General features: G+C 60.9%; 23 protein-coding genes. 19 read left to right on the top strand and 4 right to left on the bottom strand.

Annotation, left to right across the window (positions count from 1 at the left end):
- Positions 1 to 147: 147 nt before the first annotated feature.
- Both ACWIKB_RS01065 and gshB read right to left on the bottom strand, forming a co-directional pair.
- Entirely contained in the window at positions 148 to 1047 is a 900-nt protein-coding gene (locus ACWIKB_RS01065) for a TonB family protein (RefSeq protein ID WP_475264971.1), read from the bottom strand.
- Between the two features lie 77 nt (positions 1048 to 1124).
- Positions 1125 to 2078 (bottom strand): glutathione synthase, encoded by a 954-nt coding sequence (gene gshB, locus ACWIKB_RS01060; protein ID WP_054044396.1) that lies wholly within the window; start codon positions 2076 to 2078, stop codon positions 1125 to 1127.
- Positions 2079 to 2303: 225 nt separating this feature from the next.
- On the opposite strand from gshB, the gene pilG reads away from it, so the two are divergent.
- The 6 genes from pilG to ACWIKB_RS01030 all read left to right on the top strand — a co-directional run bounded on the left by pilG (position 2304) and on the right by ACWIKB_RS01030 (position 12295).
- The gene (gene pilG / locus ACWIKB_RS01055; protein WP_008152601.1) at positions 2304 to 2708 is read left to right on the top strand and encodes a twitching motility response regulator PilG; all 405 of its coding nucleotides are present in this window, start codon (positions 2304 to 2306) and stop codon (positions 2706 to 2708) included.
- A gap of 57 nt (positions 2709 to 2765) precedes the next feature.
- Positions 2766 to 3131, top strand: a complete 366-nt coding sequence (gene pilH, locus ACWIKB_RS01050) for a twitching motility response regulator PilH (RefSeq protein WP_007897961.1) — start codon at positions 2766 to 2768, stop codon at positions 3129 to 3131.
- Positions 3132 to 3141: 10 nt separating this feature from the next.
- Positions 3142 to 3696 carry a chemotaxis protein CheW gene (locus ACWIKB_RS01045; protein ID WP_475264970.1) on the top strand — a complete coding sequence of 185 codons (555 nt, stop codon included), beginning with the start codon at positions 3142 to 3144 and terminating at the stop codon, positions 3694 to 3696.
- Between the two features lie 146 nt (positions 3697 to 3842).
- Entirely contained in the window at positions 3843 to 5900 is a 2058-nt protein-coding gene (locus ACWIKB_RS01040; RefSeq protein WP_475264969.1) for a methyl-accepting chemotaxis protein, read from the top strand.
- 52 nt (positions 5901 to 5952) lie between these two features.
- Positions 5953 to 11847, top strand: coding sequence for an Hpt domain-containing protein (locus ACWIKB_RS01035; RefSeq protein ID WP_475264968.1), 5895 nt, complete (start codon positions 5953 to 5955; stop codon positions 11845 to 11847).
- Positions 11840 to 12295, top strand: a complete 456-nt coding sequence (locus tag ACWIKB_RS01030; protein WP_475264967.1) for a chemotaxis protein CheW — start codon at positions 11840 to 11842, stop codon at positions 12293 to 12295. Before ACWIKB_RS01035 ends, ACWIKB_RS01030 begins: the two co-directional genes overlap by 8 nt.
- 237 nt (positions 12296 to 12532) lie before the next feature.
- Here ACWIKB_RS01030 and ACWIKB_RS01025 read toward each other — a convergent pair whose 3' ends face one another.
- Positions 12533 to 12904: a DUF6124 family protein gene (locus tag ACWIKB_RS01025; protein WP_475264966.1), complete on the bottom strand. Its 372-nt coding sequence runs from the start codon at positions 12902 to 12904 to the stop codon at positions 12533 to 12535.
- Between the two features lie 444 nt (positions 12905 to 13348).
- Here ACWIKB_RS01025 and ACWIKB_RS01020 point away from each other — a divergent pair, with 444 nt between their 5' ends.
- The 11 genes from ACWIKB_RS01020 (at position 13349) to madM (ending at position 21828) form a co-directional block, all read left to right on the top strand.
- Positions 13349 to 13978: a transcriptional regulator gene (locus ACWIKB_RS01020; RefSeq protein ID WP_475264965.1), complete on the top strand. Its 630-nt coding sequence runs from the start codon at positions 13349 to 13351 to the stop codon at positions 13976 to 13978.
- Positions 13941 to 14366, top strand: a complete 426-nt coding sequence (locus tag ACWIKB_RS01015) for a hypothetical protein (protein ID WP_475264964.1) — start codon at positions 13941 to 13943, stop codon at positions 14364 to 14366. Before ACWIKB_RS01020 ends, ACWIKB_RS01015 begins: the two co-directional genes overlap by 38 nt.
- Before the next feature lie 236 nt (positions 14367 to 14602).
- Positions 14603 to 16273: a malonate decarboxylase subunit alpha gene (mdcA, locus tag ACWIKB_RS01010; RefSeq protein ID WP_123514700.1), complete on the top strand. Its 1671-nt coding sequence runs from the start codon at positions 14603 to 14605 to the stop codon at positions 16271 to 16273.
- Positions 16274 to 17125 carry a triphosphoribosyl-dephospho-CoA synthase gene (locus ACWIKB_RS01005; RefSeq protein WP_475264963.1) on the top strand — a complete coding sequence of 284 codons (852 nt, stop codon included), beginning with the start codon at positions 16274 to 16276 and terminating at the stop codon, positions 17123 to 17125. It begins immediately after the preceding gene.
- Positions 17125 to 17424: a malonate decarboxylase subunit delta gene (locus ACWIKB_RS01000; RefSeq protein WP_475264962.1), complete on the top strand. Its 300-nt coding sequence runs from the start codon at positions 17125 to 17127 to the stop codon at positions 17422 to 17424. Before ACWIKB_RS01005 ends, ACWIKB_RS01000 begins: the two co-directional genes overlap by 1 nt.
- Positions 17417 to 18271 (top strand): biotin-independent malonate decarboxylase subunit beta, encoded by an 855-nt coding sequence (locus tag ACWIKB_RS00995; RefSeq protein WP_475264961.1) that lies wholly within the window; start codon positions 17417 to 17419, stop codon positions 18269 to 18271. The genes ACWIKB_RS01000 and ACWIKB_RS00995 overlap by 8 nt, the downstream gene beginning before the upstream one ends.
- Positions 18268 to 19056 (top strand): biotin-independent malonate decarboxylase subunit gamma, encoded by a 789-nt coding sequence (gene mdcE, locus ACWIKB_RS00990; RefSeq protein ID WP_475264960.1) that lies wholly within the window; start codon positions 18268 to 18270, stop codon positions 19054 to 19056. The genes ACWIKB_RS00995 and mdcE overlap by 4 nt, the downstream gene beginning before the upstream one ends.
- Positions 19050 to 19670 (top strand): malonate decarboxylase holo-ACP synthase, encoded by a 621-nt coding sequence (locus ACWIKB_RS00985; protein WP_475264959.1) that lies wholly within the window; start codon positions 19050 to 19052, stop codon positions 19668 to 19670. Before mdcE ends, ACWIKB_RS00985 begins: the two co-directional genes overlap by 7 nt.
- Positions 19667 to 20578, top strand: coding sequence for a malonate decarboxylase subunit epsilon (gene mdcH, locus ACWIKB_RS00980; protein ID WP_475264958.1), 912 nt, complete (start codon positions 19667 to 19669; stop codon positions 20576 to 20578). The genes ACWIKB_RS00985 and mdcH overlap by 4 nt, the downstream gene beginning before the upstream one ends.
- A gap of 67 nt (positions 20579 to 20645) precedes the next feature.
- A complete protein-coding gene (gene madL / locus ACWIKB_RS00975) occupies positions 20646 to 21062 on the top strand; it encodes a malonate transporter subunit MadL (RefSeq protein WP_475264957.1) in 417 nt (138 codons plus the stop codon).
- A 1-nt stretch (position 21063) separates the two neighbouring features.
- Positions 21064 to 21828, top strand: a complete 765-nt coding sequence (madM, locus tag ACWIKB_RS00970) for a malonate transporter subunit MadM (protein ID WP_054616914.1) — start codon at positions 21064 to 21066, stop codon at positions 21826 to 21828.
- Positions 21829 to 22015: 187 nt separating this feature from the next.
- Here the strand turns inward: madM and ACWIKB_RS00965 are convergent, their stop codons facing one another.
- On the bottom strand, positions 22016 to 22936 hold the full coding sequence (locus ACWIKB_RS00965) for a LysR family transcriptional regulator (RefSeq protein ID WP_475264956.1): 921 nt from the start codon (positions 22934 to 22936) through the stop codon (positions 22016 to 22018).
- A 75-nt stretch (positions 22937 to 23011) separates the two neighbouring features.
- Here ACWIKB_RS00965 and ACWIKB_RS00960 point away from each other — a divergent pair, with 75 nt between their 5' ends.
- Positions 23012 to 23413: a hypothetical protein gene (locus tag ACWIKB_RS00960; RefSeq protein WP_475264955.1), complete on the top strand. Its 402-nt coding sequence runs from the start codon at positions 23012 to 23014 to the stop codon at positions 23411 to 23413.
- A gap of 54 nt (positions 23414 to 23467) precedes the next feature.
- A complete protein-coding gene (gene trhA, locus ACWIKB_RS00955; protein WP_054044362.1) occupies positions 23468 to 24085 on the top strand; it encodes a PAQR family membrane homeostasis protein TrhA in 618 nt (205 codons plus the stop codon).
- Positions 24086 to 24132: the final 47 nt, after the last annotated feature.

Raw genomic sequence — 24132 nt, 5'->3', positions numbered from 1 at the left:
AAGCTGGGGATGCCGCAATTTGGCAGCCAACCCCAATCAAATGTGGGAGCGGGCTTGCTCGCGAATACGGTGTGTCAGTCGATATGAATGTTGAATGACACTCCGCATTCGCGAGCAAGCCCGCTCCCACAGGGGATTTGCGGAGTGTCAGTTACTGGAGAGTTTGTCCCCGCGAGCAAATTTCCAGGTGCGGATGATTTCCAGTCGGTCGATATCCGACAAATCCCCGGTAAACGGCGAAAAAGGCGCTGCCAGCCGCACGATCCGCTGGGCTGCCTGGTCCAGCAACGGTTGCCCGGAGGATTCCAGCACCAACACTTCATACAGCGAACCATCGCGGTTGATCGAGACCATCAGGCGCAAATTGCCGTAGATCTGCTTGCGCCGCGCTTCGTCGGGGTAGTTAAGGTTGCCGATGCGCTCAACCTTCTTGCGCCATTCGTCCTTATACCAGGCACCTTTGTCGCGCATGGTCGAGGCCGCGCTCAAGCGGTGAATCCGCGGGCGCTTGGCGTACAGCTGTTGTTCGTTGGCCAGTTCCGCTTCCAGGCTGGCGATGTCGCTGGACAGCTGCGAGCTGTCGAACGTCGGCGCGGCCACGGCGGGTTTGGGCTCGGTCTTGGGTTCTTCATTTTTGGCGACGGCTTTTTTCGGCTTCGGCGCGATGGTCGTCACGGCTGCCTTGGGCGCGGCTTCCTGCACTTCAGGTTTGGCGGCCGGTGGCGGGGTGACTTTCTGCACTTTGTTGTCCTGGAACGGCGCGACCTCGGTGGTCTTGGGAATTGCCTTTTTATCCAGGGTGCCGCTGCCTTGCTGATTTTCCTGGGCGAGGAAGTCAGCCTTCTTGGGCTTGGTTTCGCTTTTGAAGGTAGCGAGGGTGATTTCCAGGGTTTTGCTGATCTGCTTGGGTTCGACCATCGAAAAGCCGACGCCCAACAGCAAGGCCAGGTGAATCAACGCCGCGAGAAACAGGGTAAAACCGAGGCGATCGGCCGGGCGCACGCCAGTATGGGCGAGTTCAGCGGGCAGATCGGACGGGAGCGTCATGACAAGAAAACCAACATCGCGTTTTTCACAAGCCGCGCATGATAACGCAATGTCGGTTTCATCTTGGGTGTTCTATATCAACGAGCCTTGAGCTTCTGATCGATGGCATCCATCAGCAGGCCGCCGATGTCGGTGCCGAACGCGTTATCAATCTCGCGAATGCAGGTCGGGCTGGTGACGTTGATTTCGGTCAGGTGCTCGCCGATCACATCGAGGCCCACGAACAGCAGGCCTTTCTCGCGCAGGGTCGGGCCGACTTGCGCGGCGATCCAGCGATCCTTGTCGCTCAGCGGACGGGCTTCGCCACGGCCACCGGCCGCGAGGTTGCCACGGGTTTCGCCAGCGGCAGGAATCCGCGCCAGGCAGTAATCCACCGGCTCGCCGTCGATCATCAGGATGCGCTTGTCGCCGTCCTTGATCGCCGGCAGGTAGGCCTGGCCCATGATCTGCTGGGTGCCCAACGCGGTCAGGGTTTCCAGAATCACCGACAGGTTCGGATCGCCAGCGCGGTGACGGAAAATCGAGGTGCCGCCCATGCCGTCCAGCGGCTTGAGGATCACATCGCCGTGCTTGGCGGCGAATTCACGCAACACGTCGGCGCGGCGGCTGACCACGGTCGGCGGCGTGCACTGCGGGAACAGCGTGGCGAACAGCTTTTCGTTGCAGTCACGCAGGCTCTGCGGTTTGTTGACCACCAGCACGCCCGCGCGCTCGGCTTGCTCCAGCAGGTATGTGGAGTAGACGAATTCCATGTCGAACGGCGGGTCCTTGCGCATCAGGATCACGTCCAGATCGCTCAGCAACGCGTCGGTCTCGGCTTCCAGTTCGAACCACTTCTCAGGGTTGGCGAAGACTTTCAGCGGCCGCATCCGCGCCCGTGCTTCACCTTCGCCCTGATACAAGTCCTTCTGTTCCATATAGAACAGTTCCCAGCCGCGCTTTTGTGCGGCCAGCAGCATGGCCAGCGAGCTATCCTTTTTATAGGAAATGCTGGCGATAGGGTCCATGACAATCCCGACGCGAACGCTCATGGGTTTTTCCTCGAAATGGGGTGGTCCGAATGGACGCGAAAAAGTGGCGTCAGAGTGGCGCTGAGTGTGTTCCCGGTCAAGGAAAAACCTCTGCGCGGGTCGGCCGATAGATTGGATTTGGAGACTGTGCTAAAAAGGTCGCCATGTCGCGCTGGCCCTTCAGTATCAAGGGTTTCGAGCCGTCAAACGGACAAATTGTTTCTCAAAGGCGACGGTAGAGCATTTATGGAACAGCATTCCAGCGCCTTGAAGGTCATGGTGATCGACGATTCGAAGACGATTCGCCGCACCGCCGAAACGCTGTTGAAAAACGTAGGCTGTGAAGTCATCACGGCCATCGATGGTTTCGATGCGCTGGCCAAGATTGCCGACAATCATCCGGGCATTATCTTTGTCGACATCATGATGCCGCGTCTGGATGGTTATCAGACCTGCGCTTTAATCAAGAACAACAGTGCGTTCAAGTCCACGCCAGTGATTATGCTGTCGTCCAAGGACGGGCTGTTCGACAAGGCCAAGGGGCGCATCGTCGGCTCCGACCAGTTTTTGACCAAGCCTTTCAGCAAGGAAGAACTGCTGAACGCGATCCAGGCCCATGTTCCGGGCTTCGCCGCCGTTTTGCCGCAGTAGGACACGCACAGTGACGCTCGGCCAGCGGGCCCGGCGTCGACAAGAATGGGGAAGACCATGGCACGTATTCTGATCGTCGATGATTCGCCGACCGAAATGTACAAACTGACCGGCATGCTGGAAAAGCACGGTCACGAAGTGTTGAAAGCCGAAAACGGCGCCGACGGCGTGGCCCTGGCCCGCCAGGAAAAACCTGACGCTGTGCTGATGGACATCGTCATGCCCGGCCTCAACGGTTTCCAGGCCACCCGTCAGTTGACCAAAGACCCGGAAACCGGGCACATCCCGGTGATCATCATCACCACCAAGGATCAGGAAACCGACAAGGTCTGGGGCACACGCCAGGGCGCCAAGGACTACCTGACCAAACCGGTCGACGAAGACACCCTGATCAAAACCCTGAACAACGTGCTGGCCGGTTGATCCCCGGGCCATGACCGAGTCGCTGACGGCTTTCGAACTGCTGCTGCAGATCGACCAGCGTTGTCGCGTGCTGGCGGCGGACTTGCCGTCCCAGCCGACCCGCCAGGACAGCTGGAGCGGCATTGGTTTTCGCCTGGGCGAGCACTGGTACGTCGCGCCCATGGGCGAAGTCAGCGAAGTCCTGCATGAACCGCGCTGCACCCAACTGCCCGGCGTCAAACCCTGGGTCAAGGGTGTGGCCAATTTGCGCGGGCGGTTGCTGCCGATCATGGATATTTGTGCCTTCTTTTCGGATAAAGAGCTTGGGCATGAGTTGTCGGCGGTGCGCAAGCAACGGCGGGTGCTGGTGGTGGAATACAAAGATGTGTTTGCCGGGTTGATGGTCGATGAAGTCTATGGCTTGCAGCACTTTGCCCAGGACAGCCTCGAAGCGGTGCCGCCGAGCGAATTGAACGGCGCGATTGGCGCGTTCGTGCAGGGCCGGTTCCAGCGTGAACAGAGCTGGCAAGTGTTCAGCCCGTTTGCGTTGGCGCAATCCCAGAGCTTCATGCATGTCGCGGTGTAACCGCCGACCCTTGTGGGAGCGGGCTTGCTCGCGAAGGCGTCGTGTCAGTCGACATCAATGTTGAATGAATGACCGCTTTCGCGAGCAAGCCCGCTCCCACAGGGTTCTCGGCAAGCTTCAAGGTGTTGGTTAACAGGCGAGGACCGATGACAAACGCAAAAACAGGCAAGCCAGAAGGGTCGCGCAGCCGTTCGCAGATCATCGTGCTGTTTATCGCGCTGATCATCTTCATCATGCTGCTGTTCGCCAACTTCGCTTACCTCAATACCCAGGCTACCTACGACAAGCAGTACATCGGCCACGCCGGTGAGCTGCGCGTGCTGTCCCAGCGCATCGCCAAGAACGCCACCGAAGCGGCCGCCGGCAAAGCTGCCGCGTTCAAGTTGCTCAGCGATGCACGCAACGACTTTGCCCAGCGCTGGGGTTACCTGAAAAAGGGCGACCCGAGCACCGGCCTGCCGCCCGCGCCGTCCACCGTGCGCCCGGAAATGCGCGCCGTGCAGCTGGATTGGGAACGCCTGCTGAAAAACACCGACGCCATTCTCTCCAGCGAACAGACCGTGCTGTCCCTGCACCAAGTCGCCGCAACCCTGGCCGAAACCGTGCCGCAGTTGCAGGTCGAGTACGAAAAAGTCGTCGAAATCCTGCTCCAGCGCGGTGCCCCGGCGGCGCAGGTGGCGATGGCCCAGCGTCAATCGCTGTTGGCGGAACGAATTCTCGGCGCGGTGAACACCGTGCTGTCCGGCGACGAAAACTCCCAGCAAGCCGCCGACGCCTTCGGCCGCGATGCCGCGCGTTTCGGCCAAGTGTTAACCGGCATGCTCCAGGGCAATCCGGCGCTGAAAGTCAGCCAGGTTGAAGACAAAGATGCCCGCGCCCGACTGACGGAAATCTCCGAGCTGTTCGAATTCGTCTCCGGCTCGGTGGATGAAATCCTCGAAACCTCCCCGGAGCTGTTCAAGGTCCGCGAATCGGCCACCAACATCTTCACCCTGTCGCAAACCCTGCTCGACGAAGCCTCGCACCTGGCCACCGGTTTCGAAAACCTGGCCGGCGGGCGCAACACCGACACCATCGGCGGCTACGTGCTGGGCTTGCTGGCGCTGATGTCGATCATCCTGATCGGCTTGGTGATGGTTCGCGAAACCAATCGTCAGTTGCAGGAAACTGCCGAGAAGAACGAACGCAATCAGAACGCGATCATGCGCCTGCTGGATGAAATCGAAGACCTCGCCGACGGCGACCTGACCGTGACCGCCTCGGTGACCGAAGACTTCACCGGGACCATCGCCGACTCGATCAACTATTCCGTGGACCAACTGCGCGACCTGGTGGCGACCATCAACCTCACCGCCGGCCAGGTCGCTGCCGCCGTGCAGGAAACCCAGGCCACCGCCATGCACCTGGCCCAGGCCTCAGAGCATCAGGCTCAACAGATCAGTGAAGCGTCCACGGCAATCAACGACATGGCCCAGTCCATCGACCAGGTCTCGGCCAACGCCGCCGAATCCTCAGCGGTGGCCGAGCGTTCGGTAGAAATCGCCAACAAGGGCAACGAGGTGGTGCACAACACCATCCACGGCATGGACAACATCCGTGAACAGATTCAGGACACCGCCAAACGGATTAAGCGTCTGGGCGAGTCTTCTCAGGAAATCGGCGACATCGTCAGCCTGATCGACGACATTGCCGACCAGACCAACATCCTCGCGCTCAACGCGGCAATCCAGGCGTCCATGGCCGGTGATGCCGGGCGCGGTTTTGCCGTGGTGGCCGACGAAGTGCAGCGTCTGGCCGAGCGTTCATCCGCCGCGACCCGACAAATTGAAACCCTCGTCCGGGCGATCCAGACCGATACTAATGAAGCGGTGATCTCCATGGAGCAGACCACCACCGAAGTGGTGCGCGGCGCGCGGCTGGCGCAGGATGCCGGTGTGGCCCTGGAAGAAATCGAAGGCGTATCGAAGACCCTCGCGGCGTTGATCCAGAGCATTTCCAACGCGGCGCAGCAACAGACGTCGTCGGCCGGCCAGATTTCCCTGACCATGAATGTGATCCAGCAGATCACCACGCAGACGTCGTCCGGCTCCACGGCGACCGCCGAGAGTATTGGCAACCTGGCGAAAATGGCCAGCCAGTTGCGGCGCTCGGTCTCGGGCTTCACCTTGCCGACCGAGCCCAAGCAGGCCACGGACAACGCTTGAACCGCCTGCGGGCGTATGAATTGCTGCTGTAGAAATAGAGAGCGGAGTGGTTATGGGTGATCGGCACGACTATGTGGCCCTCGAGTGGGTCAAAGGCGAGATTGCCGAAACGCTGAAGCAGGCTCATCAAGCGTTGGAGCAACTGCTGGATGACCCGCAGGCGACGCACGCGCTGAGTGAATGCCTGGCGTGCATCCATCAGGTTCACGGCAGTTTGCAGATGGTCGAGTTCTACGGCGCGGCCCTGCTCGCCGAAGAAATGGAGCAACTGACCGCTGCCCTGCAACAGAACCGCGTCAGTCATCGCGATGAAGCCATTCATCTGTTAAGACAGGCACTGGGTCAATTGCCCATCTATCTCGACCGGGTGCAAGGCGCACGCCGAGATTTGCCGCTGGTGGTGCTGCCGCTGATCAACGATCTGCGCAGTGCGCGCGGCGAAAGCCTGCTCTCGGAAACCAGCCTGTTCAGCCCGCAATTGCCGGACTTGCCGCCGCTGGATCAAGACGATCTGGCGTTGCTGGAGCCTGCGCAATTACCCAATGTGCTGCGCAAGTTGCGGCAAATGTTGCAGATGGCCTTGGTCGGTTTGCTTCGCGAGCAGGATGGCGAAACCAATCTGGATTACTTGACCAAAGTCTTCGCGAGGCTCGAAGCGCTGTGCGGTAACGCGCCGCTGAGCCCGTTGTGGCAGGTGGCGTCGGCGCTGGTCGAAGGCCTGCAAAAAGGCGCGATAGCCAACAGCCCGGCGCTGCGCAGCCTGTTCAAGGACGCCGACAAGGAACTCAAACGCTTGCTGGAACAGGGCATGGCCGGCGTCAATCAGGCGCCGCCGCCCGAGCTGCTGAAAAGCTTGTTGTTCTACATTGCCAAAGCCGAACATCCCACCGGGCAGATGCTGACCATGAAAGATCGCTACGGACTGGACGATGCGCTGCCCGACAGCGCGATGGTCGACGAAGAACGCGCACGCCTCGCCGGCCCCGACCGCGATGCCATGCGCTCGGTGCTCGCCGCGCTGTGCGAAGAGCTGGTGCGGGTCAAGGAGCGCCTGGACCTGTTCGTGCGCAGCGACCGCCAGCACACCTCGGACCTCGAAAGCTTGCTGGCGCCGCTGCGGCAAATCGCCGACACCCTGGCGGTGCTCGGTTTCGGGCAGCCGCGCAAGGTCATCATCGATCAACTGGCGGTGGTGCTGAGCCTCGCCCAGGGCCAGCGCGAACCCAATGACGCAATCCTGATGGACGTGGCCGGCGCCTTGCTCTACGTCGAAGCGACGCTGGCCGGGATGGTCGGCACCGTGGAACCGGAGAGCCCGGAAGAAAGCCGCCTGCCGACCACCGACCTGACCCAGATCCATCAGATCGTGATTCGCGAAGCGCGAATTTGCCTGCAGCAAGCCAAGGACATGATCGTCGACTACATCGACGCCGATTGGGATCGCCAGCAACTGCAACCGTTGCCGGCGTTGCTGACCCAGGTACGCGGTGCGCTGGCGATGATTCCGCTGACCCGTGCCGCGAGCTTGATCGAAGCCTGCAACGGCTTTATCCGCGAACACCTGCTGGTGGACACCGATCACCCTGGCTGGCAGCAACTCGACAGCCTGGCCGACGTCATCACCAGCATCGAGTATTACCTGGAACGTCTGAACGACGACCCGCAAGAGGCGGGCGAACAACTGCTCGACGTCGCTGAAAACAGCCTCGCATCACTCGGGTTTTTCCCCAGCGAAAAACTCGTGCCGGTGCTCGAAGACGTACTCAGCCCCAATGAAGCCCAGGTCATGCAAGACCTTCAGGAACTGGACGATCCCGAAACCGTGCAATCCCTGGCCGCGGTTTTAGCCAGCCCGGTTTCCGCCGTTAACCCGCCCGCCCTGAACACGCCGGGCAGCCTGTTGCCGCCGCCGTCGGGCGAAGAGCCGGTGGACGATGAGCTGCGGGAAGTCTTCCTCGAAGAAACCGACGAAGTCCTCGAAGTGCTGCATGAATACCTGCCACGCTGGTTGGCCAACGCTGGCGACACCGCTGCATTAAGCGAACTGCGCCGCGCCTTCCACACCTTGAAAGGCAGTGGTCGGATGGTCCGTGCGCTGGTGCTCGGTGAACTGGCCTGGACCATGGAAAACCTGCTCAACCGAGTGCTGGAGCACAGCGTCGAGCCGGGGCCGGCGGTGCAACAGTTGCTGACCGAGGCGCTGAACCTGCTGCCGGAACTCATCAGCGAATTTGCCGCCAATACCCAGCGCCAACGCGACGACGTGGATCGTTTGGCCGCTCGGGCCCATGCCTTGGCCAAAGGCGATGCATCGCTGTCCGACGAGGATACGCAAGACGTCGCGGCCCTCGATCCGTTGCTGCTGGAGATCTTCCGCAAGGAAGCCGAAACCCACCTTGCCAGCCTCAATCGCTTCCTTGATCAAGCCGCCGAACACGTGCCGCTGCAAGCCAGCGACGAGTTGCAGCGCGCCTTGCACACCCTCAAAGGCAGCGCCTCAATGGCCGGCGTGTTGCCGATTGCCGAACTGGCGGCGCCGCTGGATCAACTGGCCCGCGAGTACAAGGCGCACCTGATCGCACTCGATCTGGATGAAGTCGAATTGCTGTTGGAAGCTGAAGGGCTGTTTCGCCTCGGTTTGCGTCAGCTCAAGACCGATCCGCTGGCGGAGATTCCGGACGCCCGCTCGCTGATCGAACGCACCCACGCGCTGCTGGACGAACGCCTGCAAGCCATCCTCAGCGCGCCGAACCGGGCTCTGCGGGTCAAGCGCGATCCGCAACTGATCAACAACTTTCTGGCCCAGGGCATGGACATCCTGCTGGACGCCGAAAGCCTGTTGCAGCGTTGGCAGCAGCACCCCGGCGAGCGTCAGGAACTCAGCGCATTGCTGGACGAATTGACCACCCTCGGCGAGGGCGCGCACCTGGCCGATCTGCACCCGGTGGATGAACTGTGTGAAGCATTGCTCGACCTGTATGGCGCGGTGGAAGAGAGCAGCCTGGCGGTCAGCGACGCATTTTTCCATGAAGCGCAAAGTGCTCACGAAGCACTGATCAACATGCTCGACGAACTGGCCGCCGGCCAGGAAGTCAGCCCGCAACCGGAGCGCGTGCGGGCCTTGCGCGGGTTGCTCGATACCAGCCTCGACCCGTCGGCCATGGGGCTGATTCGCAGCGATGGCAGCCGCACCCTGAGCATTCGCGAACTCGGTAGCGCCACCGCTGAGCTTTCGCATACCGCGACCCAGGTTGAACACGACGACGAGATCGTTTCGATCTTCCTCGAAGAAGCCGTGGATATCCTCGAAAGCGCTGGCCAGGCCTTGCAGCGCTGGTTGAGCGACCCGGACAACGCCGCGCCGTTGTCGTCCTTGCAACGAGATTTGCACACCCTCAAGGGCGGCGCGCGGATGGCCGAGGTCGAGGCGGTCGGTAACCTGGCCCATGAGCTGGAAAACCTTTACGAAGGCTTGGTAGACCGTCGTTACAGCCACAGCGAAACCTTGGCGAAGCTGCTGCAAACCAGTCATGACCGCTTGGCGGTGCTGTTGGAACAGTTGCAAAACCAGAAAGCGTTGGGTGACCCGAACGAGCTGATCGACGCGATTCGCGAGTTTCGCCAAGGGAATACTGCCACCGCTGAAACCGTCGAGCCGGTTCACGAACATGATTCGCCGGGCCACGACCCGGAGCTGTTGGAAATCTTCCTCGAAGAAGGTTTCGACATCATTGAAAACTCCGGCGCAGCGCTGGTGCGCTGGCAGGCCGAGCCGTCGAACCGCCAGGAAGTCGAAACCCTGTTGCGCGACCTGCACACCCTCAAGGGCGGCGCGCGGATGGTGGAAATCGCCCCGATCGGCGACCTGGCCCATGAGCTGGAATTCCTCTACGAAGGCCTGTCCGCCGGGGTGCTGCAACCGACGGCGGCGTTGTTCTCGCTGTTGCAAAGTAGCCACGACCGGTTGGCGCAGATGCTCGACGCCACTCGCGCCGGCCAGCCATGCCCGCCGGCGGATCGGCTGATCGATGCGATCAAGAATTTCAGCCATCCTGCCGTTCCCGAAGCCCCGGTCGTCGCGCCGGTGGCTGCCAAGACTGAAGTGCCGACGCCAGAGGCTGGCGCCGACATGGTCAAGGTCTCGGCAGAGCTGCTCGACGATCTGGTCAACCTGGCCGGGGAAACCTCGATCTTCCGTGGCCGCATCGAGCAACAGGTCAACGATGCCCGCGTGGCCCTGAGCGAAATGGAAACCACCATCGAGCGGATGCGCGATCAACTGCGCCGCCTCGACACCGAAACCCAGGGCCGCATTCTCAGCCGTCAGCAAGTCGAAGCCGAACGCCTGGGCTACGAAGAGTTCGATCCGCTGGAAATGGACCGCCATTCGCAATTGCAGCAACTGTCCCGGGCGTTGTTCGAATCCGCCTCCGACTTGCTCGACCTCAAGGAAACCCTCGACCGGACCAATCAGGACGCGGAAAACCTGCTGCAACAGCAGGGCCGCATCAACACCGAATTGCAGGAAGGCCTGATGCGCACGCGCATGGTGCCGTTCGAACGGATGCTGCCGCGCTTGAAACGCATCGTGCGTCAGGTGTCCAGCGAGTTGGGCAAGGACGTGGAATTCGTCGTCGGCAACGCCGAAGGCGAGATGGATCGCAACGTGCTGGAACGCATGGCCGCGCCGCTGGAACACATGCTGCGCAACGCCGTGGACCACGGTTTGGAGTCCGCCGAGGTGCGGATCGCGGCGGGGAAACCGGCCCAGGGTCGTATCACGCTGGACCTGTCGCGAGAGGGCGGCGACATCATTTTCGACATCCGCGACGACGGCGCCGGTGTGCCGCTGGACGCGGTGCGGCGCAAGGCGATCAAGCGCGGCATGCTCGCGCCGGACAGCGACATCAGCGACCGCGACGTGCTGCAATTCATCCTGCAACCGGGTTTTTCCACCGCCGAGAAAATCACCCAGATTTCCGGGCGCGGCGTCGGCATGGACGTGGTGCATGAAGAGGTGCGGCAACTTGGCGGCAGCATGGTCATCGACTCGACACCGGGGCAGGGTGTGCATTTCCGCATTCGTTTGCCGTTCACCGTGTCGGTCAACCGCGCGTTGATGGTGCAGTGCTTTGATGATCAATACGCGATCCCGCTGAACACCATCGACGGCATCGTCCGCGTGTTGCCCAGCGAACTTGAAGGCCATTACCGCCTCGATCCGCCGACCTACAAATACGCCGGGCAACACTATGAACTGTGCTACCTCGGCGAACTGCTGAAAACCAGCACCCGCCCGAAACTGCTGGGCCAGAGCCTGCCGTTGCCGGTGTTGCTGGTGCAGTGCAACGAACGGCACATCGCGGTGCAGGTGGATTCGATGGCAGGCACGCGGGAGATCGTGGTCAAAAGCCTCGGCCCGCAATTTGCGGCGGTGCAGGGCTTGTCCGGGGCGACGATTCTCGGTGACGGGCGGGTGGTGCTGATTCTCGATTTGCTGGCGCCGATCCGCGCGATGCAGACCCGCGTGCCGCAACGGCCGGTGATGCAGGATGTCGAGGCCGAGCCGCACAAGCCGCTGTTGGTGTTGGTTGTGGACGATTCGGTGACCGTGCGCAAGGTCACCAGCCGTTTGCTCGAACGCCACGGCATGAACGTACTGACCGCCAAGGACGGGGTCGACGCCATGCTGCTGCTCGAAGATCACCTGCCTGACGTGATGCTGCTGGATATCGAAATGCCGCGCATGGACGGCTTCGAAGTCGCGACCCAGGTCCGCGCCGATGAGCGTTTGCAGCACCTGCCGATCATCATGATCACCTCGCGCACCGGCCAGAAACACCGCGACCGCGCCATGGCCATCGGCGTCAACGACTACCTCGGCAAGCCATACCAGGAATCGGTGCTGCTCGAAAGCATCGCCCTGTGGAGCAAAACCCATGCTTGAGCATCGCACCAGCAACCTCACCGGGCTGTTGCTGCCCCTGGCGGACCGCAATTTGATCCTGCCCAACGTTGCCGTCGCAGAGTTGATCGACTATCAGCCTGCGGCGTTCGACCTTGATACGCCACCGTGGTATTTGGGGCTGGTGACCTGGCGGGATCGGCAGATTCCGTTGCTCAGCTTTGAGTCGGCGTGTGGCCATAAAGTGGTGATTGGCGAGCGCGTGCGCATCGTCATCCTCAATGCCCTCGGCGGGCGACCGGAGTTGAAGTTCATTGCGCTGCTGGTGCAGGGAATTCCGCGGTCTTACAAGCTCGATAGCCAGTTGAGTTATGTGGATGTGCCGTTGTGTTCGTTGGAGCAAGCGGCGGTGCAGGTGGGGGAGCAAGTGGCCAAAGTGCCGGATTTGCTGGCGCTGGAAGAGTTGTTAGTGAATGCCGGGCTCGTCTGACGGGCCCCTTCGCGAGCAAGCCCGCTCCCACCTTTGAAATGCATTCCCCTGTGGGAGCGGGCGTGCGCGCGAAAGCGGAGTCTCAGCCACCATTGATGTTGAGTCCAATGGCCTCATCGCGAGCAAGCTCGCTCCCACATTGGATCTTCAGTGAACACAAATTGTGTGCACGACCGGCCCCCCCTGTGGGAGCGAGCTTGCTCGCGATGGCGGCCTCATGCACCACAAAATTATCGGCTAAACCTTACCCTCAGCCATCGCCTCATGGTGATCCAGCACCCGCTCCACCAACAGCTGCACACCGTCCGTCAAACGGCTGATCGCCAGGGCTACCGAACGGCGTGTGCCTTCCACATCGTCCGCCAAGTCCGCCGCAATTGCGCTGATTGACAGCAAGTCTTCGGAGGCACTGGCCAGCAGGGTTTCAGGGTTGTTGATATTCGGGGCAACGGCGAAGAGGTGGTATTTACGGCGCTTGGCCGGTTTTTCGTCAGCCGGGGGAAAGTAGTGGGCGAAGACGCGGTCGGCGGCTTCTTTCATTTTTTCTGTGTCTAGGGATGGTTTGGAATCGGTGCCGGATTCCGGGGGGTTGGGGGTAGCTTTGAACATAGTGAAGCTCCATTTAATGAGTTTTTTAGCTGCTCCATTAGGCTTCCAGGCGAAAGGGTGGCAGCTATGCGCGGGCTGGAAACCCGAGGTAAATGGACAAAATCCCGGCAGACCCGAAGGTCTCCCGCGCACAGCCGCCATAACGGAGAGCACTCATTAAAGGTGCGCAGCATACGATATGAAACGCGCTTTTGTGTCATTTACACTCCGGGTTTCCAAGCCCGGTCGCTGAGTTGCCAGCGACCCACAAACGATAACGATCAACGCAAAACCCCACCAGTCAGCGGCTTCCCGCATTGCTGTAGTCCGCGACGTCAGACTGCGTAGCCGCTGACCCTTCCATCGGCGCAACTTTTAAACACAAATCCCCATTTGGTTGCCAAAAGTTGAAGATTCCCAAAAAGGGACCTATCGTTCCCTTTTTGGGACTCTTCGGTTGTCACTGTGAAAAACCTTTCCCTCAGCGAAGCCTTGTTCACCACTACCCAGCAAAAAGTGCTGGGCTTGTTGTTCGGCAAACCCGACCAGAGCTTTTACGCCAACGAGATCGCCCGCTGGGCTCAAGTGGGTAAAGGCAGCCTCATGCGTGAGCTGGATCGGTTGCAGCAGGCCGGCGTGCTGACCCTGACCCGCCAAGGCAACCAGACCCACTACCAAGCCAATCCCGATTGCCCGATCTATGCCGAACTGCTGGGTATCGCCCGCAAAACCTTCGGCATCGCCGAGCCCCTGCGCCAGGCGCTGCAACCCTTCGCCGAACAGATCACCTGGGCCTTTGTGTACGGCTCCATCGCCAAGGATTCGGCAAACGCATCCAGTGACATTGATCTCATGCTGATCGGTGAAGGCCTGCACTACAGTGAAGTGATGGAGCGGCTCATGCCCCTGGAGGAGCAACTGGGCCGCGTCCTCAACCCGACGCTCTACACCCCCGGCGACTGGGCCGCAAAACTGGCGGCTGAAAACAGTTTTGTCGTGCGTGTGGCGCAGCAGGACAAGATCAATCTGATGGGGCAAAACCCTTTGGAGTCCAAGGATGGGCAGCAACGAGAATCTGGAGAACCTGTTACGTAGCGGAGGACTGAAAGCCGAACCGCCAGATCGCAAAGAATGCGAAGGGTTGATGCGTTCGGCGGTGGATCGATTGAAAGACGCGCAAACGGCTTCGCTGTCCTTTGCGAGCCGATTCGACTTGGCTTACAACGCTGCGCATGCCTTGGCTCTGACGGCACTTCGCTTGTGTGGTTACCGTTCGGATAAGCGATATCTGGTGTTTCAGTGCCTGGTTCACACGGCGGATATTGGCAAGGTGCAGGTTCGGTTGTTTGCCCTGTGTCATGAGCGACGGAACCTGGCGGAGTACGAAGGCTATATGGATGAAGATCCGGCGTTGTTGGCGCAGTTGTTGGAGAGTGCTGAGCAGCTTTTAATTCGAGTGCAGCAGCAGATGGCCGATTTGTGATGCTTTGTCATTGGAAGTTGTGGTGATTGTTCTGGCCCCTTCGCGAGCAAGCCCGCTCCCACATTGGAATGCGTACCCCTGTGGGAGCGGGCGTGCTCGCGAAGGCGTCCGCACTGGCAGCCGACCTCTTGAGCGGATCGTTACTCCAGCCGTAACGATCCGTCGCTCTGCTTGATTGATGCTCCACACCCAACCCTCCTAAGGTGACCCCACGACAGCGAACCCGTGGAGTGGTCATGACAACAACAATATCCCCCGACTCGCGATGGACGCGGCGGCGCAGCGAGAAGCAGCGGCGTCTTGAGTTGGTCAAAGGTTTTGCCGATGGTGTGGTGTTGCCCACCGACAAGATCGTCGCGGCGCTGGAGGCGTTGATTCTGCCCGGCGACCGCGTGGTGCTGGAGGGCAATAACCAGAAGCAGGCGGATTTCCTTTCGCGCTCCCTGGCCAAGGCTGATCCGGCCAAGCTGCATGATTTGCACATGATCATGCCCAGCGTCGGCCGTTCCGAGCACCTGGACCTGTTCGAACGCGGCATCGCCCGCAAGCTCGATTTCTCCTTCGCCGGCACCCAGAGCCTGCGCATCAGCCAGTTGCTGGAAGACGGTCTGCTGGAAATCGGCGCGATCCACACTTACATCGAACTCTATGCGCGGCTGGTGGTGGACCTGATTCCCAACGTTGTGCTCTCGGCCGGTTTCATGGCCGACCGCGCCGGCAACATCTACACCGGCCCGAGCACTGAAGACACTCCAGCGTTAATCGAACCGGCAGCCTTCAGCGACGGCATCGTCATCGTCCAGGTCAATCAACTGGTGGACGACGTCACCGACCTGCCGCGCGTGGATATCCCCGCGTCCTGGGTCGATTTCGTCGTGGTGGCGGACAAGCCGTTCTACATCGAACCGCTGTTCACCCGCGACCCACGCCACATCAAGCCTGTGCACGTGTTGATGGCGATGATGGCGATTCGCGGGATCTACGAAAAACACAACGTGCAGTCGCTGAACCACGGCATCGGTTTCAACACCGCCGCCATCGAATTGATCCTGCCGACCTACGGCGAATCCCTCGGCCTCAAAGGCAAAATCTGCCGCAACTGGACCCTCAACCCGCACCCAACCCTGATCCCGGCCATCGAAAGCGGATGGGTCGAGAGCGTGCATTGCTTCGGCACCGAACTGGGGATGGAAAACTACATCGCCGCCCGGCCCGACGTGTTCTTCACTGGTCGCGACGGCTCGCTGCGTTCCAACCGGATGTTCTGCCAATTGGCCGGGCAATACGCCGTGGACCTGTTTATCGGCGCGACCCTGCAAGTGGATGGCGACGGTCATTCTTCCACCGTAACTCGCGGACGCCTGGCCGGTTTCGGTGGCGCGCCGAACATGGGTCACGACCCACGCGGTCGCCGCCACGGCACGCCAGCCTGGCTCGACATGCGCCACGACGATGCGCCGGAAGCCTTGCTCGAACGCGGCAAAAAACTCGTGGTGCAAATGGTCGAGACGTTCCAGGAGGGCGGCAAACCGACCTTCGTCGAAACCCTCGACGCGGTGGAAGTGGCGCGCAAAAGCGGCATGCCGCTGGCGCCGATCATGATCTACGGCGACGACGTCACCCACCTGCTGACCGAAGAAGGCATCGCCTATCTGTACAAGGCGCGTTCGCTGGAAGAACGCCAGGCGATGATCGCCGCTGTCGCGGGCGTCACCGTGATCGGCATGCGCCACAACCCGAAAGACACCGCCCGTATGCGCCGTGAAGGCTTGATCGCCTTGCCCGAAGACCTCGGCATCCGCCGCACTGACGCCACCCGCGAACTGCTCGCGGCGAAAAGCGTGGCCGATCTGGTGGAGTGGTCCGGTGGCCTCTACAACCCGCCCGCCAAGTTCAGGAGCTGGTAAATGCACGCACTTAACCTGCAACCAAAAACACTGACCCTGGCTGATCGGCTGGCGGATTTGGCGGTGGACGCGCTGATCGACGAAGCGGACCTGTCGCCGAAACCGGCGCTGGTGGACCGTCGCGGCAATGGTGCCCACACCGATTTGCACCTCGGGCTGATGCACGCTTCGGCGCTGTCTCTGTGGCCGGCGTTCAAGGAAATGGCTGAAGCCGCCGTAGAGTTTGGCGAAGTCGGCTTGCCGTTGCGCGAAGCCCTTGGGCGGATTGGCCGGGAAGGGGAGCAAGCGATGCTCGCCACTACCAGCGGTGTGAATACTCATCGTGGGGCGATTTGGGCCTTGGGGCTGTTGGTTGCTGCCGCCGCACTTGAAAACACAAACGCCAGCGCGGTAACTCTGTGCGCCGCACGTTTGGCCTTGCTCGACGACCGCTACGCGCCACGTCCCTTGAGCCACGGCGCCCAAGTCGCCCAGCGCTACGGCGCACGCGGCGCCCGTGAAGAAGCGCAACTCGGCTTCCCTTCAGTCCTGCAACGCGCATTGCCCCAACTCCAGCGCAGCCGCGCCTTGGGCCATGGCGAACAGAACGCTCGCCTCGACGCCTTGCTGGCGATCATGACCCGACTGGCCGACACCTGCGTGCTCTACCGCGCTGGCGAAGAAGGCCTGCAAACCATGCAACTGGGCGCCCAAGCCGTGCTCGACGCGGGCGGCAGTGCCAGCCTCGGCGGTCGTCGTCGCTTGCATGAACTGGATGAACAACTAATCGCGTTGAACGCCTCGCCGGGCGGCGCTGCTGATTTGCTCGCCGCTTGCCTGTTCATCGACCGCATCGAATCCGGAGCTTTCTGATGGAAACCTTATCCTTTGAATTCCCCGCCGGGCAGCCGCCCCAGGGCCGGACGCTGGTGGGCTGTGTCGGCTCGGGCGATCTGGAAGTGCTGATCGAACCGGGGGTGGCCGGCAAGTTGACCATCCAGGTGCAGACCTCGGTGAATGGCGCCGAACAGCGCTGGCAGCATCTGTTTGCGCGGATGTTCGATGGCCAGACACCACCGGCGATGGCGATTGATATCCATGACTTCGGCGCGACCCCGGGCGTGGTGCGCTTGCGTCTGGAACAAGGTTTTGAGGAGATCGGCCATGACTGATCTCCTCCAGCCATCCCTACAAAGACGCAGCTTCGTCGAACTCGGTGCCCGGCAGCGGGCGAAAGCCTTGCTCGACGCCGGCACCTTCCGCGAATTGCTTGATCCGTTTCAACGAATCATGTCGCCGTGGTTGTCACGCCAAGGCGTGGTGCCGCAAGCCGATGACGGCGTGGTGATCGCCAAGGGCAGCATCGGTGGATTGCCGGTGGTGATCGCGGCGATTGAAGGCTCGTTCCAGGGCGGCAGCCTCGGCGAAGTCGGCGGGGCGAAGATGGCCGGCGCGCTGGAACTGGCGACGGAAGACAATCGCAAAGGCATTCCGACCCGCGCTGTGCTGCTGCTGGAAACCGGTGGCGTGCGCTTGCAGGAAGCCAATCTCGGGCTGGCGGCAATTGCGGATATTCATGCGGCGATTGTCGATTTGCGTCAGTACCAACCGGTGGTTGGCGTCGTCGCCGGCAGCGTCGGTTGCTTTGGCGGGATGTCGATTGCCGCCGGGCTGTGCAGTTATTTGCTGGTGACTCAGGAAGCACGGCTTGGTTTGAACGGTCCGCAGGTGATCGAGCAGGAAGCCGGGATTGAAGAATACGACTCCCGGGATCGTCCTTTCATCTGGAGCCTGACCGGTGGCGAGCAACGGTTCGCCAGTGGTTTGGTGGATCGGTATGCCGCCGATGACGTGGCGCAGATTCAGCTGCAGGTCAGTGAATTGCTCAAGCAAGGTTTGCCGGCGCAGCAGCGTAGCCAACAGTCCGAGCTGTTCCTGCAACGCTTGGCGCAACTGGATGCCGAGCCGCAAATCGAACCTTCGGTGGTTCGCGATCTGTATCAAGGAGAGGGCGCATGAGAGGTTTGAACTGGTTCAATGCTTTGAGTGCTGGCGCCAAAGCGGTCGAGGGTTTGCCGGCGTCGTTGAAAGTCGCCGACGGTTTTTTGGGTGATCAATCGGTGCGGTTTATCGCGGTGGTGACTGACCCCGAAAACCGCTTCGCCCGCGCCCGCAATGGCGAGGTTGGATTGCTGGAAGGCTGGGGTTTGGCCAAAGCCGTGGATGAAGTCATTGCGGCCGACAGCGATAAAACGCAAAAACGCGCCTTGATCGCCATCGTCGATGTCCCGAGCCAAGCCTATGGCCGCCGCGAAGAAGCTCTTGGGATTCATCAGGCGTTGGCCGGTGCGGCAGACAGTTATGCCCGCGCACGTTTGGCCGGTCACGCGGTGATCGGTTTGCTGGTGGGCAAGGCGATGTCCGGGGCGTTTCTCGCTCACGGGTATCAAGCCAATCGCCTGATCGCCCTGCGCGATCCGGGCGTGATGGTGCACGCGATGGGCAAGGCCTCGGCGGCGCGAGTGACCTTGCGCAGCGTTGAAGAACTCGAAGCCTTGGCCGCCAGCGTGCCGCCGATGGCGTATGACATCGACAGCTACGCGAGCCTCGGTTTGCTTTGGGAAACCTTGTCGGTGGAGCAGATTGAACAGCCGACGGCGCAGGATCTGACCCGCGTGACGGAATGCCTGAATCAGGCGATCACTGATGTCGCCGCAAAGGGTCGCGACCTGAGCAGTCGCCTGGGAGCAAGCAACCGCGCCGCGTCGAGCAAGGTTCGCGAACTGCTGAGAGCGCAGTGGTGAATACGTTTCTGGCCCACGACTTGCTCTGGGGCATGACCCCGGCGCAGTTGCCTGCGGATGCACCCGAGTGGGTGATTGAATCCCTCGGTGCCGGTCAGCCTGTGGTGGTTCGGCGTGCGTTGAGCGCGCCGGGTCAGGTCGCAGTCGGGGTGCGTGGGTCGTTGCGGGAACAGCGTTTTGCCACGGTGATGTCGGTCGATGCCATTCAGCGTCGGGTCAAACCGGAAGAGCTTTGCCATGTCTCGATTGATCGGGATCTGCCGGCCTTGCATGCCTTGGCGCAGCTGCGGGCGATGCTGGATGCCAGCGGTTGGGCCTGGGGTATCAGCGGTAGCGCCGGGTTTGAATTGGCCAGTGGTGTTGAGGCCTTACATGAGCGCAGCGATCTCGATTTGATCCTGCGCACACCGCAACCGCTGGGCCGTGAACAGGCTCGGGAGTGGGTGAACATTTTCGACGCCGCCGCATGCCAGGTGGACATGCAATTACAGACACCACACGGCGCCATCGCCCTGCGCGAATGGGCCGGGACTTCGCAGCGAGTCCTGCTGAAAAACGCCCGCGAAGCTTGCCTGGTGATCGATCCGTGGAACCCTCAGGAGCAAGCCGCATGAGCAGCCTGCTGGTGTTCCCCGGCCAGGGCGCGCAGCAGCCGGGCATGCTGCAGCGTTTGCCTCGGGAAACGGTGAGTGAGGCGAGTGACGTCCTGGGCGAAGACGCGTTGCTGCTGGATTCCGCCGAAGCGCTGAAGACAACGCGGGCGGTTCAGCTTTGCCTGTTGATCGCTGGCGTCGCGGCTTCACGGCAATTGCAGGTGCCGGCGGATTACGTCGCGGGATTGTCCATCGGCGCCTATCCGGCAGCGGTGGTGGCCGGCGCTTTGAGCTTCAGCGATGCGCTGCATCTGGTCAGCCTGCGCGGTGAGCTGATGCAACAGGCTTATCCACAGGGCTACGGCATGACAGCAATCATCGGTCTGGATTTATCCACCGTGGAAACATTGCTGGCGCAGGTTCACAGCGTTGATACGCCGGTGTACCTGGCCAATATCAACGCCGATAACCAGGTGGTGATTGCCGGCAGCGACGAAGCGATGAAAGCCGTGGCGCTATTGGCAAAAGGTTGCGGTGCAGGTCTGGCCAAACGCCTGGCCGTCAGCGTGCCTTCGCACTGTCCTTTATTGGATGCGCCAGCCAAAACCCTGGCCGAAGCCTTCGCCAAAGTGACACTCAAAACACCGACGATGGGTTATCTGAGCGGCAGTCGCGCCCGGCCCATCGTCAACCTTGAAGCCCTGCGCGATGACCTCGCTTTCAACATGTGCCGCGTCGTCGATTGGCGCGGCACCGTGCAAAGCGCCTACGAGCGTGGCGTGCGTTTACACATCGAACTGCCGCCCGGTGCGGTGTTGACCGGGCTGGCGCGCCGGGTGTTCGAGCAGGGCACCGTGATTGCCTTCGACGGTGCCCGGCTGGATACCTTGCAAGCGCTGTTGCGTGAGGAGGGAAGCCGCCAACCCTAGAACACCGACTCAGGCTTGCGAAGCACAAAAACAACAACTTCGACGATGCACTTTGAGGACTACAACAATGATTATTTACGGTGTGGCGCTGTTGGCGATCTGTACGCTGGCAGGGGTGATCATGGGCGATGCCCTGGGCATGTTATTGGGCGTGAAGTCCAACGTCGGCGGGGTCGGGATCGCGATGATCCTGCTGATCTGCGCGCGGTTGTACATGCAAAAGCGCGGCGGCATGACCAAGGATTGCGAGATGGGCGTCGGCTTCTGGGGTGCGATGTACATTCCCGTGGTGGTGGCGATGGCTGCGCAACAGAACGTCGTCACCGCTTTGCACGGCGGCCCGGTCGCCGTGTTGGCGGCCATCGGTTCGGTGGTGATCTGCGGCTGCACCATTGCCCTGATCAGTCGGACTCATAAAGGCGACCCCTTGCCCGATGAACCGGCGGAAGTGACCCCGCTCGGCACCCCAGTAGGAGGCCGCTGATATGTGGGAACTCATTGATAAAGGCCTGACCGCCAATGGTCTGGTCACCGCGTTCGCGTTCGTCGGCATCATCATGTGGGTGTCGGTGGTGTTGTCCAAACGCCTGACCTACGGACGGATTCACGGTTCGGCGATTGCCATCGTCATCGGCCTGGTACTGGCTTGGGTCGGCGGCACCATGACCGGCGGGCAAAAAGGTTTGGCGGATCTGTCATTGTTCTCCGGCATCGGTTTAATGGGCGGCGCCATGCTGCGGGACTTCGCCATCGTCGCCACGGCGTTCGAAGTGCAAGCCACCGAAGCGAAAAAGGCCGGGTTGGTCGGTGCGATTGCGCTGCTGTTGGGTACGGTGCTGCCGTTTATTGTCGGCGCGAGCATTGCCTGGGCCTTCGGTTATCGCGATGCGATCAGCATGACCACCATCGGCGCGGGCGCGGTGACGTACATCGTCGGACCGGTGACCGGGGCGGCGATTGGTGCCAGTTCGGATGTGGTGGCGTTGTCGATTGCTACCGGGTTGATCAAGGCGATTCTGGTGATGGTCGGCACGCCGATGGCGGCGAAATGGATGGGCCTGGATAACCCGCGTTCGGCGATGGTGTTTGGCGGGTTGGCCGGGACCGTGAGTGGTGTGACGGCAGGGCTGGCGGCGACGGATCGGCGGTTGGTGCCTTATGGGGCGTTGACGGCGACGTTCCATACCGGGCTTGGGTGTCTGCTTGGGCCTTCGTTGTTGTACTTCATTGTTCGGGGGATTGTGGGCTAGGGCTTTAGATCGACCCCTCTCCCTAACCCTCCCGAAACGTCGGACCGCCCCAAAGGGGCGAGGGGACTGACCGAGTTGTTCTTAGAGCTACATCGACCTGAAAAATCGAGGTGAACTCAGGATGCTGAAAAGCATGCGGTCTGCTCCCTTTCCCCCTCTCCCCTCTGGGGAGAGGGCTGGATCTCAGTCACACCACCACATTCCGATTCGCATACATCCGACACTCCGCCAACAACGCCAGCAAATTCGGATCGCGCTCCTTGGCCTTCAGGAACACCACGCCAATGTGCTGCTGCAACCGGTACTTTTCCTGCAACGGAATCAGCTTCACCCGGTTCTCATACACCGCCGCAATCCTCCCCGGTAGCAACGCATAACCCACCCCCGAGCTGACCATGCTCAGCAGGGTGAAGATGTCGTTGACCTGCATCGCCACTTTCGGCTCGAACCCCGCCTGCTTGAACACCCGGATCCCGTCCTGGTGCGTGGCGAAGCCCTGGGTCAGGGTGATGAAAGTTTCGTCGCGCACTTCCGCGAGGTCGACTTCGGCCCGTTGGGCAAACTTCGAATCCGCCGGGGTGGCGAGGAAGATGTCGTCGGAGAACAGCTGGATATGCTCGCAGTCCGGGTCGTTGACGCTGTCGTCCAGGGACACCAGGATCGCGTCGACTTCCATGTTCTTCAGCTTGTAGAGCAGGTCGATATTCGAGCCGAGGATCAAATCGATATTGAGTTCGCTGCGGCGAATTTTCAGGCCCATGATCAGCTGCGGCACGGTCTTCACCGTCAGTGAATACAGCGAGCCGAGCTTGAAGCGTTCAGCGGAAAACCCGGCGGCTTCACGGGTCAGGCGCACGGTTTCGACCACGTCCTGAATCAGCTTCTGCGCCCGTTCTTCCAGCACATAGGCGCTTTCCAGTGGCGTCAGGTTGCGGCCCTCGTGTTTGAACAGCGGGCAGCGCAGGGCACTTTCCAGGGAATGGATGGCGCGGTGCACGCTGACGTTACTGGTCTGCAACTCAGCGGCGGCACGGGCCAGATTGCCGGTGCGCATGAAGGCAAGGAACACCTCGAGTTTTTTCAGGGTCAACTCTTCGTCGATCAACATGGGCCGGACTCTTATTCGAATGGCTCGATTGTGCACGCATGTGAGTTCTTGTAGGAGCTATGTAGGAGCTGTCGAGTGAAACGAGGCTGCGATCTTTTGATCTTCGGCATCTTCGAGGGCGCTGTAGATCAAGGTCAAAAGATCGCAGCCTCGTTTCTCTCGGCAGCGCCTACGGGAATGGGGCCAGGCACGGTCAATGTAGGAGCTGCCAAAGGCTGCGATCTTTTGATCTTCGGCATCTTCGAGGGCGGCGGAAATCAAGATCAAAAGATCGCAGCCTCGTTTCTCTCGACAGCTCCTACGGGAATGGGGTCTGGCACGGTCAATGTAGGAGCTGCCGAAGGCTGCGATCTTTTGATCTTCGGCATCTTCGAGGGCGCCGGAAATCAAGATCAAAAGATCGCAGCCTCGTTTCTCTCGACAGCTCCTACGCAGCTTCTACAGGGAGATATGTGTCCTGAAACATTGCGCTTTTAGTCTCAAGGGCTGAGCCTTGCGCAATGCGGCAACGAATTTTGAGGTGAGCGATACATGTATCACGGGGAAAGATTGAACGCCTGGACGCATTTGGTCGGCGCAGTGGCGGCGACGGTAGGGGTGGTGTGGATGCTGGTGATCGCCAGCATGGACGGCAGCCCGTGGAAGATCGTCAGCGTGGCGATTTACGGGTTTACGTTGATGGTGCTCTACAGCGCCTCGACCGTGTACCACAGCGTGCGCGGGCGCAAGAAAGAGATCATGCAGAAGGTTGATCACTTTTCGATCTATCTGCTGATCGCCGGCAGCTACACGCCGTTCTGCCTGGTGACCCTGCGCGGGCCGTGGGGCTGGACGTTGTTCGGGATTGTCTGGGGGCTGGCGTTGATCGGCATCCTGCAAGAGATCAAGCCGCGGTCGGAAGCGCGGATCCTGTCGATTGTGATTTACGCGGTGATGGGCTGGATCGTGTTGGTGGCGGTCAAACCGCTGCTCGCGGCGCTGGGCAGCACCGGATTTGCGTGGCTGGCGTCGGGCGGGGTGTTGTACACCGTGGGGATTATCTTTTTTGCCCTGGACCATCGGCTGCGACATGCCCATGGGATCTGGCATTTGTTCGTGATTGCAGGGAGTTTGCTGCACTTTGTCGCGATATTGTTTTACGTCCTCTAGACCTGTGGCGAGGGGGCTTGCCCCCGTTCGGCTGCGCAGCAGTCGTC

The sequence above is a fragment of the Pseudomonas sp. 5Vm1k genome (assembly GCF_056161485.1).
Note: the sequence above shows the minus strand (reverse complement) of the source record. Positions and strands in the feature narration are given on the sequence as shown.

Excerpts from the sequence above, each read along its gene's own strand:
- ACWIKB_RS01040 (WP_475264969.1), top strand. The coding sequence starts at position 3,843 with ATGACAAACGCAAAAACAGGCAAGCCAGAAGGGTCGCGCAGCCGTTCG.
- ACWIKB_RS01025 (WP_475264966.1), bottom strand. The coding sequence starts at position 12,904 with ATGTTCAAAGCTACCCCCAACCCCCCGGAATCCGGCACCGATTCCAAA.
- pilG (WP_008152601.1), top strand. The coding sequence starts at position 2,304 with ATGGAACAGCATTCCAGCGCCTTGAAGGTCATGGTGATCGACGATTCG.
- mdcH (WP_475264958.1), top strand. The coding sequence starts at position 19,667 with ATGAGCAGCCTGCTGGTGTTCCCCGGCCAGGGCGCGCAGCAGCCGGGC.
- ACWIKB_RS01015 (WP_475264964.1), top strand. The coding sequence starts at position 13,941 with ATGGGCAGCAACGAGAATCTGGAGAACCTGTTACGTAGCGGAGGACTG.
- ACWIKB_RS01035 (WP_475264968.1), top strand. The coding sequence starts at position 5,953 with ATGGGTGATCGGCACGACTATGTGGCCCTCGAGTGGGTCAAAGGCGAG.
- ACWIKB_RS01045 (WP_475264970.1), top strand. The coding sequence starts at position 3,142 with ATGACCGAGTCGCTGACGGCTTTCGAACTGCTGCTGCAGATCGACCAG.
- madM (WP_054616914.1), top strand. The coding sequence starts at position 21,064 with ATGTGGGAACTCATTGATAAAGGCCTGACCGCCAATGGTCTGGTCACC.
- trhA (WP_054044362.1), top strand. The coding sequence starts at position 23,468 with ATGTATCACGGGGAAAGATTGAACGCCTGGACGCATTTGGTCGGCGCA.
- mdcA (WP_123514700.1), top strand. The coding sequence starts at position 14,603 with ATGACAACAACAATATCCCCCGACTCGCGATGGACGCGGCGGCGCAGC.
- ACWIKB_RS00995 (WP_475264961.1), top strand. The coding sequence starts at position 17,417 with ATGACTGATCTCCTCCAGCCATCCCTACAAAGACGCAGCTTCGTCGAA.
- ACWIKB_RS01000 (WP_475264962.1), top strand. The coding sequence starts at position 17,125 with ATGGAAACCTTATCCTTTGAATTCCCCGCCGGGCAGCCGCCCCAGGGC.
- madL (WP_475264957.1), top strand. The coding sequence starts at position 20,646 with ATGATTATTTACGGTGTGGCGCTGTTGGCGATCTGTACGCTGGCAGGG.
- mdcE (WP_475264960.1), top strand. The coding sequence starts at position 18,268 with ATGAGAGGTTTGAACTGGTTCAATGCTTTGAGTGCTGGCGCCAAAGCG.
- ACWIKB_RS00965 (WP_475264956.1), bottom strand. The coding sequence starts at position 22,936 with ATGTTGATCGACGAAGAGTTGACCCTGAAAAAACTCGAGGTGTTCCTT.
- pilH (WP_007897961.1), top strand. The coding sequence starts at position 2,766 with ATGGCACGTATTCTGATCGTCGATGATTCGCCGACCGAAATGTACAAA.
- ACWIKB_RS01030 (WP_475264967.1), top strand. The coding sequence starts at position 11,840 with ATGCTTGAGCATCGCACCAGCAACCTCACCGGGCTGTTGCTGCCCCTG.
- ACWIKB_RS01065 (WP_475264971.1), bottom strand. The coding sequence starts at position 1,047 with ATGACGCTCCCGTCCGATCTGCCCGCTGAACTCGCCCATACTGGCGTG.
- gshB (WP_054044396.1), bottom strand. The coding sequence starts at position 2,078 with ATGAGCGTTCGCGTCGGGATTGTCATGGACCCTATCGCCAGCATTTCC.
- ACWIKB_RS01005 (WP_475264963.1), top strand. The coding sequence starts at position 16,274 with ATGCACGCACTTAACCTGCAACCAAAAACACTGACCCTGGCTGATCGG.